At 39.6% G+C, this 14,445-nt stretch carries 10 protein-coding genes; 9 read left to right on the plus strand and 1 reads right to left on the minus strand.

Features of this window, described 5'->3' with window-relative positions:
* The first annotated feature begins 22 nt into the window (after window positions 1-22).
* The 9 genes from H4J73_RS14500 to H4J73_RS14540 all read left to right on the plus strand — a co-directional run bounded on the left by H4J73_RS14500 (window position 23) and on the right by H4J73_RS14540 (window position 12,748).
* Window positions 23-1,108, plus strand: coding sequence for a CmpA/NrtA family ABC transporter substrate-binding protein (locus H4J73_RS14500; RefSeq protein WP_182177034.1), 1,086 nt, complete (start codon window positions 23-25; stop codon window positions 1,106-1,108).
* 342 nt (window positions 1,109-1,450) lie between these two features.
* Window positions 1,451-2,848: a CmpA/NrtA family ABC transporter substrate-binding protein gene (locus tag H4J73_RS14505; protein ID WP_182177035.1), complete on the plus strand. Its 1,398-nt coding sequence runs from the start codon at window positions 1,451-1,453 to the stop codon at window positions 2,846-2,848.
* An 85-nt stretch (window positions 2,849-2,933) separates the two neighbouring features.
* On the plus strand, window positions 2,934-3,890 hold the full coding sequence (locus tag H4J73_RS14510) for an ABC transporter permease (protein ID WP_259366616.1): 957 nt from the start codon (window positions 2,934-2,936) through the stop codon (window positions 3,888-3,890).
* Window positions 3,891-3,913: 23 nt separating this feature from the next.
* Window positions 3,914-4,756 (plus strand): ABC transporter ATP-binding protein, encoded by an 843-nt coding sequence (locus tag H4J73_RS14515; protein WP_182177037.1) that lies wholly within the window; start codon window positions 3,914-3,916, stop codon window positions 4,754-4,756.
* Window positions 4,757-4,829: 73 nt separating this feature from the next.
* Window positions 4,830-6,026 carry an alginate export family protein gene (locus H4J73_RS14520; RefSeq protein WP_182177038.1) on the plus strand — a complete coding sequence of 399 codons (1,197 nt, stop codon included), beginning with the start codon at window positions 4,830-4,832 and terminating at the stop codon, window positions 6,024-6,026.
* A 95-nt stretch (window positions 6,027-6,121) separates the two neighbouring features.
* Window positions 6,122-8,713 carry a nitrite reductase large subunit NirB gene (nirB, locus tag H4J73_RS14525; RefSeq protein ID WP_182177039.1) on the plus strand — a complete coding sequence of 864 codons (2,592 nt, stop codon included), beginning with the start codon at window positions 6,122-6,124 and terminating at the stop codon, window positions 8,711-8,713.
* 10 nt (window positions 8,714-8,723) lie between these two features.
* Window positions 8,724-9,089 (plus strand): nitrite reductase small subunit NirD, encoded by a 366-nt coding sequence (gene nirD, locus H4J73_RS14530; RefSeq protein ID WP_182177040.1) that lies wholly within the window; start codon window positions 8,724-8,726, stop codon window positions 9,087-9,089.
* A gap of 71 nt (window positions 9,090-9,160) precedes the next feature.
* Complete coding sequence (locus tag H4J73_RS14535; protein WP_182223641.1) at window positions 9,161-11,878, plus strand: nitrate reductase; 2,718 nt, start codon at window positions 9,161-9,163, stop codon at window positions 11,876-11,878.
* 168 nt (window positions 11,879-12,046) lie between these two features.
* Window positions 12,047-12,748 carry a VC0807 family protein gene (locus H4J73_RS14540; protein WP_182177042.1) on the plus strand — a complete coding sequence of 234 codons (702 nt, stop codon included), beginning with the start codon at window positions 12,047-12,049 and terminating at the stop codon, window positions 12,746-12,748.
* 144 nt (window positions 12,749-12,892) lie between these two features.
* Here the strand turns inward: H4J73_RS14540 and H4J73_RS14545 are convergent, their stop codons facing one another.
* Window positions 12,893-14,407 carry a leucyl aminopeptidase gene (locus H4J73_RS14545; protein WP_182177043.1) on the minus strand — a complete coding sequence of 505 codons (1,515 nt, stop codon included), beginning with the start codon at window positions 14,405-14,407 and terminating at the stop codon, window positions 12,893-12,895.
* Between the last annotated feature and the right edge of the window lie 38 nt (window positions 14,408-14,445).

Raw genomic sequence — 14,445 nt, forward strand, 5'->3', positions numbered from 1 at the left:
AAAAATTTAGAGAATAAAAATTATGTTTACTATTGAAAAGAAAAATATAACGCTCGGTTTCATGCCATTAACCGATAGTGCTCCGGTAGTCATCGCTTATGAAATGGATTTTTTTCAAAAATGGGGGCTTAACGTTAACTTAACCAAACAAAACTCTTGGTCAACGTTAAAAGACAAACTACATACTGGGGTCATTGATGCTGCACAAATGTTAGCGCCTATGCCCATTGCCAGTAATTTAGGTTTATACGGAAAAAAATCAACGGTGATCTCACCAATAATATTAAGTCGCAACGGTAATGGCATAACATTATCGACTAACCTCTATCAAAAAATATTATCACAACATCACAGTAATGAAATCAGCATGCCATTTACAGCAAAAATTCTTCGCCCTGAAATAGAGCAGCGTAAAAAATCAGGCGATAAATTAACTTTTGCAGTCGTTTTTCCTTATAGCTGTCACTATTATCAACTGATTGAATGGCTTAAAGAAAGTGAGATTAAACTCACAGACATTAATTTATTAATTGTTCCTCCTTCAGACATGGTGCCTGCTATGCACTCAGGTGATCTCGATGGCTTCTGTGTGGGTAGCCCTTGGAATGCCAAAGCCGTAAGAGAAGGAGTGGGTATTACCGGTGTTACTTCCTCTGATTTATGGCAAGACTGTCCTGAAAAAGTCCTGGGATTAATGTCTGATTGGCAAAAACAACACCCGCAAACAACATTAGCTTTGGTGTCAGCTTTATATGAAGCATGTCAGTGGCTTGAGAATATCCCTAATCGTTTTGAAGCAGCTCGATTATTGAGCCGCGCAAAATATTTAGATACCCATATCGACGTAATCGCGCCCTCGTTACTGGGCAGTTGCCTAACGATTAATAATTCCGCGCCACGTAAAATGCCCACTTATCAACAATTTTCTTCGTTAGACGATCCTAAGTTCAACACGCCAGCTCATCATTATGGTGAGAACATTGCCGAACTAATGCAAGCGTGTGGCCATATAAACACGCAACAAAGAGCAGGTTTAAACATTGCTTCAATCTACAGAGAAGATATTTATCAAGCGGTTATTAATACCCTTAAACCGAACAAGCCCTAATATTGACCACAACTGAAAAACCAATATAAACACCAAAATAGTGCAAATGCTTCCCTATCTTGCGCCAAAGTAGGTAAAACGTTTAACTAAAAAACCAACAAAAAACACTAAGCTATTGATAAGAATAAATATAAATTATTGGCACTAAATGTGCTGTATTACTTGTAGTGTTTTCATGTTGATTCAACCAATAAAATTGAACATAAGTGAAAACTGACTAAACATTTATTTCGTTAAAACTAATCGCACTGCAACGACGTAGTCATTATTAGTTTGGCATTGAAGCCCACAGTACTCGGATTTCCTCTGATGTGCTGTGGGCTTTTTTATTTGGAGAAAAGTATGTTTCAAGCAACTTTAAAGAATGAATATAAGAAATTATGCCTTACTGTCCTTACTGGGCTATGTCTATCCGGCTCATTACTTACCGCGTCTTTACAAGCGACAGAGTTAGGTTATCCAGAAAAAGAAGAACTAAAATTTGGCTTTATTAAATTAACCGATATGGCGCCTATCGCTATCGCTTATGAAAAAGGTTTTTTTGAAGATGAAGGGCTATATGTCACGATTGAGTCCCAAGCGAACTGGAAAGTATTGCTTGATGGCGTTATAGATGGTCGATTAGACGGTGCACATATGCTTGCTGGCCAACCCATTGCAGCAACCATTGGTTACGGCACTAAGGCTGAGATTATCACTCCTTTTTCCATGGACTTAAATGGTAATGCCATTACTGTTTCTAATGAAATTTGGAAACAAATGAAGGTAAATATTCCTAAGCAAGCTGATGGAAGACCTGTTCATCCGATTAAAGCAGATGCTTTAAAGCCTGTTGTAGAGAAATATCTTGATGAAGGTAAACCTTTCAATATGGGAATGGTGTTTCCAGTATCGACTCATAACTATGAATTACGTTATTGGTTAGCGGCTGGTGATATTCATCCGGGCTTTTATGCTCCGCATAAAGGTGATACTTCAGGAAAAATTAACGCACAAGTTTTGTTGTCAGTAACGCCTCCTCCACAAATGCCAGCCACAATGGAGGCCGGTACTATCTATGGATATTGTGTAGGTGAACCTTGGAACCAACAAGCTGTATTTAAAGGTATTGGTGTACCCGTTGTTACCGATTATGAAATATGGAAGAACAACCCAGAAAAAGTATTTGGCATCACTAAAGCCTTTGCTGAGAAATACCCCAATACCACCATTCGCTTAACACGTGCTCTCATTCGCGCAGCAAAATGGTTAGACGAAAACAACAATGCTAACCGCCCTGAAGCGGTGAAAATTTTATCTCAATCGAACTATGTCGGTGCTGACTACGATGTTATCGCAAACAGCATGACAGGGACCTTCGAGTACGAAAAAGGCGATGTGCGTTCAGTACCTGATTTCAACGTATTCTTTCGCTATAACGCCACTTATCCTTACTACTCAGATGCTATTTGGTATTTAACGCAAATGCGTCGTTGGGGACAAATTAGCGATGACATGCCTGATAGTTGGTACAAAGATATTGCCGCAAAAGTTTATCGTCCTGATATTTACATGGCGGCAGCGCAATCATTAGTTGATGACAAGATATTATCTAAAAACGACTTTTCAGACCTCGTTGGTGAAGATGGTTTCCGTGCTCCTCAAAAACACTTTATTGACAATATTGTTTATGACGGTACTCAGCCGAACGCCTATATCAACAAGTTTAAAATTGGTTTAAAAACCGGTGACAAACTCTAGTGAGCTCGAATGTGTTGCTTGTGTAGCATTTCAGGAGAAAAAGATGACCGCTTTAATGAGTAAAAAAATAGTAGGTATTGCCCCAATGAATAGAAACAAAATGATCATGTCTTTTATTGCAGAAAAAACACAAGCGTTGATCTTACCCTTGGTCGGTATCTGCTGTTTTATGCTGCTCTGGTCGTTCACCGCAAGTAGCATTGATACTTCTCTTGGTAAGTTTCCTGGGCCAAGTGCCGTGGCCACTCAAGTGGTTAATTTAATTGATGAGCACAATGCTGAACGCAATAAAGAAGACGCTTTTTATATTCGTCAAGACCAGCGAAATGAAATGCGTCAGGCAAAAGATCCCAGTTACCAAGCTAAAGTGCGTGCCTATACCGGTAAAGAAACCTTCTTAGACCAAATAGTCACCAGTGTCGTGACGGTCCTTAGTGGTTTTTTATTGGCTGCTGTTATTGCTATTCCTTTGGGTATTGCCATTGGGTTAAGTAAAAATTTAAACACTGCCATTAACCCCATAATACAGATTTTCAAACCTGTATCTCCTTTGGCGTGGTTGCCATTAGTAACCATGGTGGTGAGTGCGGTTTATGTTTCTCCTGAGCCTATGTTTGCTAAATCATTTATCACCTCTTTAATCACCGTCACCTTATGCAGCATTTGGCCGATGGTTATTAACACCTCTTTTGGTGTGGTTTCAATGAATCAAGACTGGGTAAATGTTAGTCAAGTATTAAGCCTCCCTAAACTCGTCCATATACAAAAAATTGTTTTACCGGCGTCCATTCCTGCCATTTTTACGGGCATGAGAATGTCACTGGGTATTGCTTGGATGGTATTGATTGCTGCAGAAATGTTGGCACAAAACCCTGGGTTAGGAAAATTCGTTTGGGATGAATTTCAAAACGGTAGCTCGCAATCACTCAGTCGAATTATGACCGCTGTTTTCGTTATTGGACTTATTGGCTACTTGCTTGATCTTGCCATGTTGCAACTACAAAGAGCGTTGTCTTGGGATAAATCAAGCGCGCAACGCTAGCGAATAAACACGAAGGAAAAAAGATGAGCATTATTTTAGATATCAGCAAAGTAGACATGGTATTCCCTACTCCTAAAGGCGACTTCACTGCTTTGAAGGGCGTTGATTTACAAATTAAAAAGGGTGAATTCATTTCACTGATTGGCCATTCAGGTTGTGGTAAATCCACGGTGTTAAATATTGTTGCTTGTATTCATAAAGCAACAATGGGCGGTGTGATCCTTAATAATAAAGAGGTGACGGAGCCCGGACCTGAACGTGCGGTCGTTTTTCAAAACCATTCATTATTACCTTGGTTAACGGCATATCAAAATATTGAGTTAGCGGTAAAGCAGGTCTTTAAAAATAAGATGTCAAAGACTGAGATGAAAGAATGGATTGAGCACAACTTACGTTTAGTGCATATGGATCATGCGAGAGATAAACGCCCTGATGAAATATCAGGTGGTATGAAACAACGTATTGGTATTGCCAGAGCGCTAGCGATGAAACCCGAAATACTGTTAATGGATGAACCTTTTGGTGCGCTCGACGCGTTAACACGTGCCCATATGCAAGACTCATTAATGGAAATTCAACAAAAACTCAATAATACCGTAATTATGATCACCCATGACGTAGATGAAGCCGTTTTATTATCTGACCGTATCGTCATGATGACCAACGGACCCGCTGCAACGATCGGTGAGATTTTAGACGTTAACTTACCCCACCCAAGAAATCGTTTAGCCCTAGCAGAAGATGTTGAATATAACCGTCTTCGCTCAGCTGTTCTTACTTTTCTATATGAAAAACAACGAAAAGTGGAAGTTATTCCGAAAGTGGAAGCGACTGAAAGTAAACAAAAAACATCGGATGTTGCTTAATACCGATTAAGTACTTAACCAATAATTAAAATAGCTTTAAACCAATTTTAAAAAGACATTTAAGGAATAAACCATGCAACGAGTACGTAAACTTTCAACACTTACAGCATTGATTTTACTAACAAGTTCAAGTATTTCAGTGAGTGCAAATAGCGAGAATGAGATTAAAAGCAACGCTAAAGCCAGCGTCGATTTCAACTTACGTTACGAAACAGTTGATCAAGACAATACCGCTAAAGATGCCTCCGCATTAACATTACGTAGCCGGTTAAATTATACCACGGCTAGCTACAGTGGTTTTTCAGGTATCGTTGAATTTGAAGACTCTCGCCAAATAGCAGGTGTTGATGATTATAACGATACTGTTGGCAACAATACGCAATATTCTGTTATTGCCGATCCAGAAACCACGGAATTAGATCAAGCTTTTGTACAATACAAACGCGATAAACTTACCGCTAAAATTGGTCGCCAAGTTATCACTCTAGATAACCATCGCTATGTCGGTCATGTTGGCTGGCGTCAAGACAGACAAACATTTGATGCTGTTACCCTAAATTATGCCGCCTTAAACAACCTAAAAATAAGCTATAGCTACCTAAACAAACGTAACCGAATTTTTGCCGATGTAAAAGATCTTCACTCAAAAGATCATCTACTTAATCTTGCCTACAACACAAACTTTGGACAACTAACTGCCTATAGCTACTTACTAGAAGTTGATGAAGGTACATCAAACGGTTTAGACACTTTTGGTATCAGCTTTAAAGGAAAAAAAGATAACTTTTCATATTTTGCTGAATTTGCCACGCAAGATTCAGAGACTGCTGGCACTGATTATTCTACAAGCTATATAGCGATTGAAGGTGGCTACAGCTTTGATGCAATAACTATTAAATTAGGCGCAGAAATACTGGGTAGTGACAAGGCAATGTATGGATTTTCTACACCGCTAGCGACACTACATAAGTTTAACGGTTGGTCAGATCAATTCTTAGGTACACCAAAAGAAGGCTTAGTAGATTTGTATGCCTCAGTTTCAGGTAAAGCATTTAGTGGTAGCTGGACAGTAGCCCTGCATGACTTTTCTGCTGACGAAGCAACAGACACGGTTGACGATTTAGGTAGTGAAATCAATGCTATTTTCGCTAAACGTTTTTCTAAACACTATAAGGCTGGCTTGAAGTATGCGGCTTACTCTGCAGGTGATTCGTCTGCGGGTAAAGTCGACACCGATAAAGTATGGCTGTGGATCAGTGCAAATTTTTAACTGACCAGAACACACCATAACGGTAATTTTTAGTCGTTTTATTAAGTGTTACCAAAAGTTGTAAACCCCCTATCAATATTGAAGCAGGTATAAAAATGAGCTCAAATAATCAGCAATTAGTAGAAAAACAAAAAGTGGTTGTTGTCGGTAACGGCATGGTAGGTCACCATTTTGTTGAGCAATTGGCTCAATTGCGTACGGCTAACCCAGCCATTGAAATCACGGTTTTATCAGCAGAATCTCGTCTTGCTTATGACCGTGTTCACCTTTCAGAATATTTTAGTGGCAAAACAGCTGCAGACTTAGCGATGACTGACGAAAAAACCTATCAAGAGTGGGGGGTAAAATTCCAGACAGATGCCAAAGTTATTTATATTGATAGAGCAAATAAACAGATTGTTACCAAAAACGATGAAGTCATCGAATATGACAAACTTATTCTCGCCACAGGCTCTTACCCTTTTGTTCCGCCTATTCCTGGAAAAGACCGTGACCACTGCTTAGTTTATCGCACTATTGATGACTTAGACGATATTCAAGCCAGTGCCAAGGTTAGTAAAGTCGGCGTTGTTATCGGGGGAGGTTTATTGGGTCTTGAAGCAGCAAATGCCTTGACTGCCTTAGGCTTAAAAACCCATGTAGTCGAATTTGCACCGCAACTAATGGGTGTTCAAATTGATGCCGGTGGTGGTCGATTATTAAAAGAAAAAATTGAAGCTTTAGGTGTGCAAGTGCACACATCAAAGGCTACCCGTATTATTGAAGATGGCGATGAATGTCGTTACAAACTGTGTTTTAGTGATGACACCGTACTTGAAACTGACCTTATTTTATTCTCAGCAGGTATCCGCCCTTATGACAATTTAGCTAAGTCTTTTGGACTAGAGATGGGCGAACGTGGCGGTATTGTTATTAATAACCAATGCCAAACTTCAGATGAAAACATCTATGCCATTGGTGAGTGTGCGCTATGGAATAACTTTATTTTTGGTTTAGTGGCACCTGGTTACAACATGGCTAAAGTGGCTGCAAAACATATCATGGGTGAGCAAGCATCTTTTACCGGTGCAGACATGAGTACAAAATTAAAACTGATGGGCGTGGAAGTGGGTTCAATTGGCGATGCACATGCAAAAACCACTGGCGCGTTAACCTATACCTATGAAAACCAACCAGAAGGCATTTATAAGAAAATTGTCGTCTCTAGCGACAAAACAAAAATGCTTGGCGCGGTGTTAATTGGCGATACCAGTGAATATGATTCTTTACTGCAGTACATGCTTAATGCAATAGATTTACCTGCCTCACCAGAAGCGCTGATCTTGCCTTCATCTGGTGAAAAGCCCACGTTAGGTGTAGATGCACTGCCCGATAACGCCATTATTTGTTCATGTCATAACGTGACTAAGGGCGACATTATTAGCTCAATCGACCAAGGTGCGTGCACACTTGGGGATGTAAAAACGTGCACGAAAGCGAGTACGGGGTGTGGCGGTTGTACCGCTTTATTAAAAAATGTTGCTGACAAAGAATTTTCCAGTCGTGGTGTTGAGGTTAAAAAAGATATTTGTGAACATTTCGCTTATTCACGCCGAGAAATTTTTGACATTGTTAACGTTGAAAAAATTAAAACCTTTGATGAGCTTTTAGCTTCGCATGGCAAAGGTCATGGCTGTGAGGTCTGTAAACCACTTACCGCGTCTATATTAGCTTCGGTGTGGAATGACTATATTCTTAAAAAACCGCATTTATCGCTGCAAGACACCAATGACACCTACCTTGGCAACATGCAAAAAGATGGTACTTATTCGGTTGTGCCACGGGTTGCTGGCGGTGAAATAACCCCAGACAAGTTAATTGCTTTAGGACAGGTGGCAAAAAAATATAAGCTCTACACCAAAATAACTGGGGGCCAACGTGTCGACCTCTTTGGCGCACGTGTTGAAGAACTCCCACCTATTTGGCAAGAGCTTATTGATGCAGGTTTTGAAACAGGTCATGCCTATGGCAAATCACTGCGCACCGTTAAATCTTGTGTTGGCTCTATTTGGTGTCGCTTTGGTGTACAAGACTCTGTTGCCATGGCTATTGCTTTAGAAAATCGCTACAAAGGTTTAAGAGCGCCACATAAAATAAAGTTTGGTGTTTCTGGGTGTACCCGCGAGTGCGCCGAAGCACAAAGTAAAGATATTGGTATTATCGCCACAGAAAAAGGCTGGAACTTATATGTTTGCGGTAATGGTGGTATGAAACCTCGTCATGGCGATCTCTTTGCCATCGACATCGATGATGAAACCTTAGTTAACTATATTGACTGCATTTTAATGTTTTATGTGCGCACCGGTGATCGCTTACAAAGAACTTCCGTGTGGATGGACAATATGGAAGGCGGTTTAGCCTACTTACAATCAGTTATCATTGAAGACAGCCTTAAACTTACCGATTACCTGCAAGCACAAATGGCCGCAATTATTGGCACTTATCAATGTGAATGGAAAACCACCTTAAGTGACCCTGAGGCCTTAAAGCGCTTTAAGCCTTTTGTAAACTCGTCAAAACCTGACAGCAATATTATTTTTGTACAAGAACGCGATCAAATTCGCCCAGCAACTACGGATGAAAAAATAGCACAACGTTCGCAAACAGTAAAAATAACTAACGCCGGCAAAATTGCTGAAGAAGCTTAAGGAAATCATCATGTCAGAGCAAACTATCTCAGCAAAAAATAAGCATTGGTTAACGATATGTCAAACCAGTGATTTAATTAAAGATTCAGGAATTTGCGCTTTAATAGAGCAAGAATTTGAAGAGAAACAGGTCGCTATTTTTCATTTACCTAATACCGAAAAACAAGTATACGCCGTTGGCAATTATGATCCCATTGGTCAGGCTAATGTACTGTATCGGGGTATCGTCGGTAGTGTTGGAGACGACATTGTCGTTTCCTCGCCTTTATATAAACAACATTTTTGTTTAACAACCGGAAAATGTTTACAAGAAGATAAATACATTGAAGTTTTCCCAGCGCGAATTATTGATGACTACGTGCAACTTTTTGTCTAAATAAAATAAATAACCGCCTGAGTAAAAATAGGCTATTCAACGATATATATTCTGTTTTAAAGGTAAATTTTATGAGTTGTTCTCAATCATCACATATTGTTCAATCTACTTGTGCATACTGTGGTGTAGGTTGTGGTATTGATATTACCGTTGAAGATGGCAAAGCCAAGGCGTTAGTGGGTACAAAAGAGCACCCCGCCAATTTTGGGCAACTGTGTGTTAAAGGCACCAATTTATTAGCAACCACGGATTTAACCAACCGCCTACTTGAACCACAGATAAATAACCAAGTGGTTAATTGGTCAACCGCCACAAAACATGTTGCTGATAAATTTTCGCAAATTATCAACGCTCATGGTCCAGACTCAGTCGCTTTTTATGTTTCAGGGCAATTGTTGACCGAAGATTACTACCTTGCTAATAAATTAATGAAGGGCTATATCGGCTCTGGCAACATTGATACTAATTCTCGTCTTTGTATGTCTTCAGCGGTTGCCGCTTATAAACGTAGTTTTGGTGAAGATGTTGTGCCCTGTAGCTATGACGATTTAGACACAACTGAGCTATTATTAATTACTGGCTCTAACGCTGCTTGGACACATCCGGTATTATTTCAGCGCATTGAACGTGCTAAAAAGCGTAATCCAAAAATGAAAGTGGTGGTTATTGACCCGCGTAAAACCGCAACCTGTCAAATTTCTGATTATTTTTTACCATTAAAGCCCGGCAGTGATGCGGCATTCTTTAATGGTCTGTTAAATTATCTAGCAGAGAATAATGGCCTAGATCGCAACTATATTGAGCAACATACAGAAGGCTTTGAACGAGCATTATTAGCCGCAAAAAAATGGTCTATTGCGGAAGTATCAGCCTATTGCGAACTTGATCAAAAAACCCTCGAAAGTGTTTATCAATTATTTACAAGCACAGAAAAAGTACTGAGCTTTTATTCAATGGGCATCAATCAATCGAATTCTGGTGTTGATAAATGTCAGAGTATTATTAATTGTCACTTAGCGACAGGAAAAATTGGCAAAGACGGTTGTGGACCTTTTTCTATTACCGGACAACCCAACGCGATGGGGGGCAGAGAAGTCGGCGGTTTATCTAATCAATTAGCCTCACACATGGACATCGAAAACCCTGAACACAGATCAACTGTGCAACGCTTTTGGCAATCGCCAACCATGGCTGATAAAAGTGGCTACAAAGCGGTAGATCTCTTTGATGCTATAGATAAAGGCAAAGTGAAAGCGGTTTGGATAATGGCTACAAACCCAATGGTGAGCTTGCCAGATCGACAAAAAATAGCCCGAGCATTAAGTCAGTGCGAGTTTGTTGTTGTTTCTGATTGTGTTGAAAACAATGACACTTTAGACCTTGCTGATGTTAAATTACCCGCGACACCTTGGCTAGAAAAAAACGGTACAGTTACCAATTCAGAACGTCGTATTTCACGGCAAATAAATGCTATAGCAGCTAACGGACAAGCAAAGCACGACTGGCAAATTATTGCAGAAGTTGCCACAGCTATGGGTTTTTCAGGTTTTGATTATGCGCATGCTAGTGAGGTATTTCGAGAATTCGCTCAATTATCAGGTTTTGAAAATAATGGCGAGCGTGTTTTTGATATATCCGCCTTCTCCACTATTTCTCCTGCACAGTATGACCGCTTAAAACCCGTACAGTGGCCAGTTAACGACACCTATCCTGAAGGTAAAAAGCGTATTTATGAAGACGGAAAATTTTCTACTCCTTCAGGTAAAGCACTGTTTTTTCCTATTACACCGCGCCAGCCAGTACAAGAAATCTCAGCAAAGTTTCCCTTTATATTAAACAGCGGCCGCTTAAGAGATCAATGGCATACTATGTCTCGCACGGGTAAAGCGCCGCAACTTACCGCACATACCGATAAATGTTACCTCTATATTAACCCTAACGATGCTGCGCGCTTAAATATCGTTAATGATGAAATAGTCAATGTTACTTCCAGCACCGGGCAAGCAACCGTTCATGCAAAATTAGATAAAAATCAAAGAGCCAATGAATGCTTTATGCCCATTCATTGGAATAAACAATTTGCTTCTAGTGCCAATGTTAGCAATTTGTATGCGAGTATTACCGACCCTATTTCGGGTCAAGCTGAAACTAAACATGGCGCAATTTCGTTAAGCAAAACAACCTTTACGCAATTTGGGCAGCTTCATATTGGCGAAGAATTTATTGTTCAAACACAAGTAAGTAATGAGTTTTGGAGCAAAGCTCGAACGCCTTATGGCATGAGTTTTCACTTTGCAAACACTCAGCTTGAAACACAATGCTTACACTGGTGCCAAGCAACCAGTCAAATATTGGGTGAGTGGATAAAATTTACCCAAGGAGACACAAGTTATATTATCTGCATGCAAGAGGGGCAGTTAGTTTTCTTATGTTATATCTCATCAAGGCCACCAAACACCGAAAGCGCATGGCTTGAACATGTTTTCAGTGAAAAAAAATTGCCTGAACACGATATTCAATCATTATTGTCAGGGTCTTCAAGTGAGATATTCGCTAAAGGTAAACAAATTTGTAGTTGCTACAACATAGGTGAGAAAGCCATTATTAATGCCATTAAAACAGGCTGTGATTCGGTTGAAAAATTAGGCAAAAACTTAAAATGTGGAACAAATTGCGGTTCGTGTAAATCAGAATTAAGCGCTTTAGTTCATGAGTATAAAATCAATAAAGTCAAAATAATAAAGACCTCCTTTAGAGAAACAGTGACGTTAAGTGAAAGTGATAACTAATTGTCACTTTCTTTTTACAATTATATACCCAGAACACGTCAAAGTGCAGTTTCAGCCTTAAAGGTGAGGTCTATCGGGTATAGCATGACATTTTATCTATTATTAGATAAAATGTTAGCAGACTTAAACAAACTGGCTCGTGTCAGTTTCGCCTAAATATGAAATATAATGTCAACTCAAACAACTGCTAAACGTCCTAATGCTTTTTTAGAAATTATTTTTAACATTGCTATTCCGTCACTTATTTTAATGAAATTATCGGGGGATGAATATTTAGGTACTGTACCCGCTTTAATCGTGGCGCTATTATTTCCATTGGGTTATGGGCTATCCGATTTTATTAGAAATAAATCGATGAACTTTATTGCCTTACTGGGATTTTTGAGTACGTTGTTAACGGGCAGTATTGGTTTATTTGAATTAGATGTAGAATGGTTAGCCATTAAAGAAGCCGCAATTCCAGCCGTTATTGGTTTAGTTGTCTTAATATCTGGTTTCTGGGGTAAACCCCTCATCGCCAAAGTGATGTTAAACCCACTTTTATTTAATTTAGATTTGATCTACCAAACACTTGAAAATAAAAATAAAATCCAAGCGTTTAAAGCAAGAATTCAGTGGGCAAATCACCTATTATCTTCAACCTTTGTTTTTTCGGCTGCCATGAATTACCTGTTAGCGAAATGGATTGTCGTTAGCCCTGCTGGTACAACAGAGTTTAATGAGCAGCTCGGTGAAATGACACTACTAAGTTATCCCGTTATTGCGATACCTTCGATGGTCATGCTGATAGCGATTATGTTTTATGTGGTAAGAAGCTCGATGAAGTTAACCGGTTTAACGTTGGATCAAATATTAAACGGTGAAAACTAGCAGTGAAAGCAACCTTTAAAATAAACCTCATGCATTAGGTCTTGAGCCTAGATATAAGGGTGTAAATATCAAAATTTGATATTTACACCCTTATATCGTTTAAATCAGTGACCTCGATTTAATGAAAGATCAACGATTAGCCCATTACTTTTCTCTAGTCATTAACCATTGCGACAATAAACGCACACCAAAACCAGTGCCTCCCGTTGGGACTTCATTTTTTGCTTTGCTGCTTAACGCATTACCAGCAATGTCTAGATGTGCCCATCGAACATCGCCCACAAATTGCTGTAAAAAACTTGCTGCTGTTGTTGCGCCGGGTCCGCCTGTACCTGTATTTTGTAAATCAGCAATATCGGTTTCAAGCATATCTTTATAACCCAGCGGTAAGCGCCATAAATTTTCATTCACCTGCTTTCCTGCAAAAGTTAATTCTGTAACTAAGGCTTCGTCGTCTGAAAATAAGCCCGCATAACGGTTACCCAGCGCTCGAACTTTCGAACCTGTTAACGTTGCTACATCAACCATTATTTCTGGCTTATAAAATTCACGCGCATACCAAAGTGCGTCAGATAATACCAAACGCCCTTCTGCATCAGTATTAACGACTTCGACCGTTAAGCCTTCGGCTGTTGTAACTACGTCACCCGGTGCAATTGAAAATTGGGAAACCATATTCGCCGCCATTCCCATCACAGCAACAACATTTACTTTGCTTTCATTGAGGGCTAAAGCTTTAATGGTACCTAATACAGCAGCGGCGCCAGCCATATCTGACTTCATTCGAGCAATAGATGCTCCAGTTTTAATGCTGTACCCACCAGAATCAAAAGTGATCCCTTTACCTACTAAGGCAATAGGTGAATCATCACTGCCCTTGTAATGCGCAACCACTAAACGTGAACCGTCTTTACTACCACGACCAACAGCCTCTAAAGCTCCCATACCTAATTTTTTAAGTTGCTTAGGCGTTAACACCTTAATTTCAACACCCAGCTTTTTAAGTGCTTTTGCCGCATTAGCAAAATCAACAGGTGTCATTTCAGTAGGTACTTCACTGGTTAAATCGCGGGCTAAAAAAACACCCTGCTCAATATTGGCTAAAGGAGTGTAAGCCACTTGTGCTGCTTTGCCATTTTCAACGTCAAAAACAAACGTTTTTTCGCTGCGTTTTTCATTATGATATTGTTCAAACCGGTGAGCGCGCAAGCTTACGCCATGGGCTAATAAAGATGCAGAGGTATTGCTGTTAGCCAAATCATCTGTAGAAACTTCGATGATTTTAGTTAATTTGGTATCTAATTTAGCCAGTAAATCACCTCCCAATGCGGTTAACTTGTCTTTAGTTAATTGTTCCTGTTCACCTATTCCGACGATTAACACTCGGTCATAATCTAAGCCAAAAGGCGCAACAACTTGTAAAAAACTACCGTATTCACTGGTGAAACCTTGTGCTTTAACAGCCTTAGTTAAGTGACCTTGGCTTTTTTTATCAAAAGTAGAAAAATCACTGTTATTACCATCTTTACCGTGAAAAACCACTAAAGTATCTGCTGATACGGTTACGGAATCTGCAAAACTTATTTTTTCAGCAAATACTGATGTACTTGAGAGAACAACAGCCAATGCAACTGAAATGGTGGTGCGTTTAAATGACATAAAAACCTCTATTAAAGTGTAAAAAATATTTATAATTT

The organism is Colwellia sp. MB3u-41 (assembly GCF_014076845.1).
Classification (GTDB): domain Bacteria; phylum Pseudomonadota; class Gammaproteobacteria; order Enterobacterales; family Alteromonadaceae; genus Colwellia_A.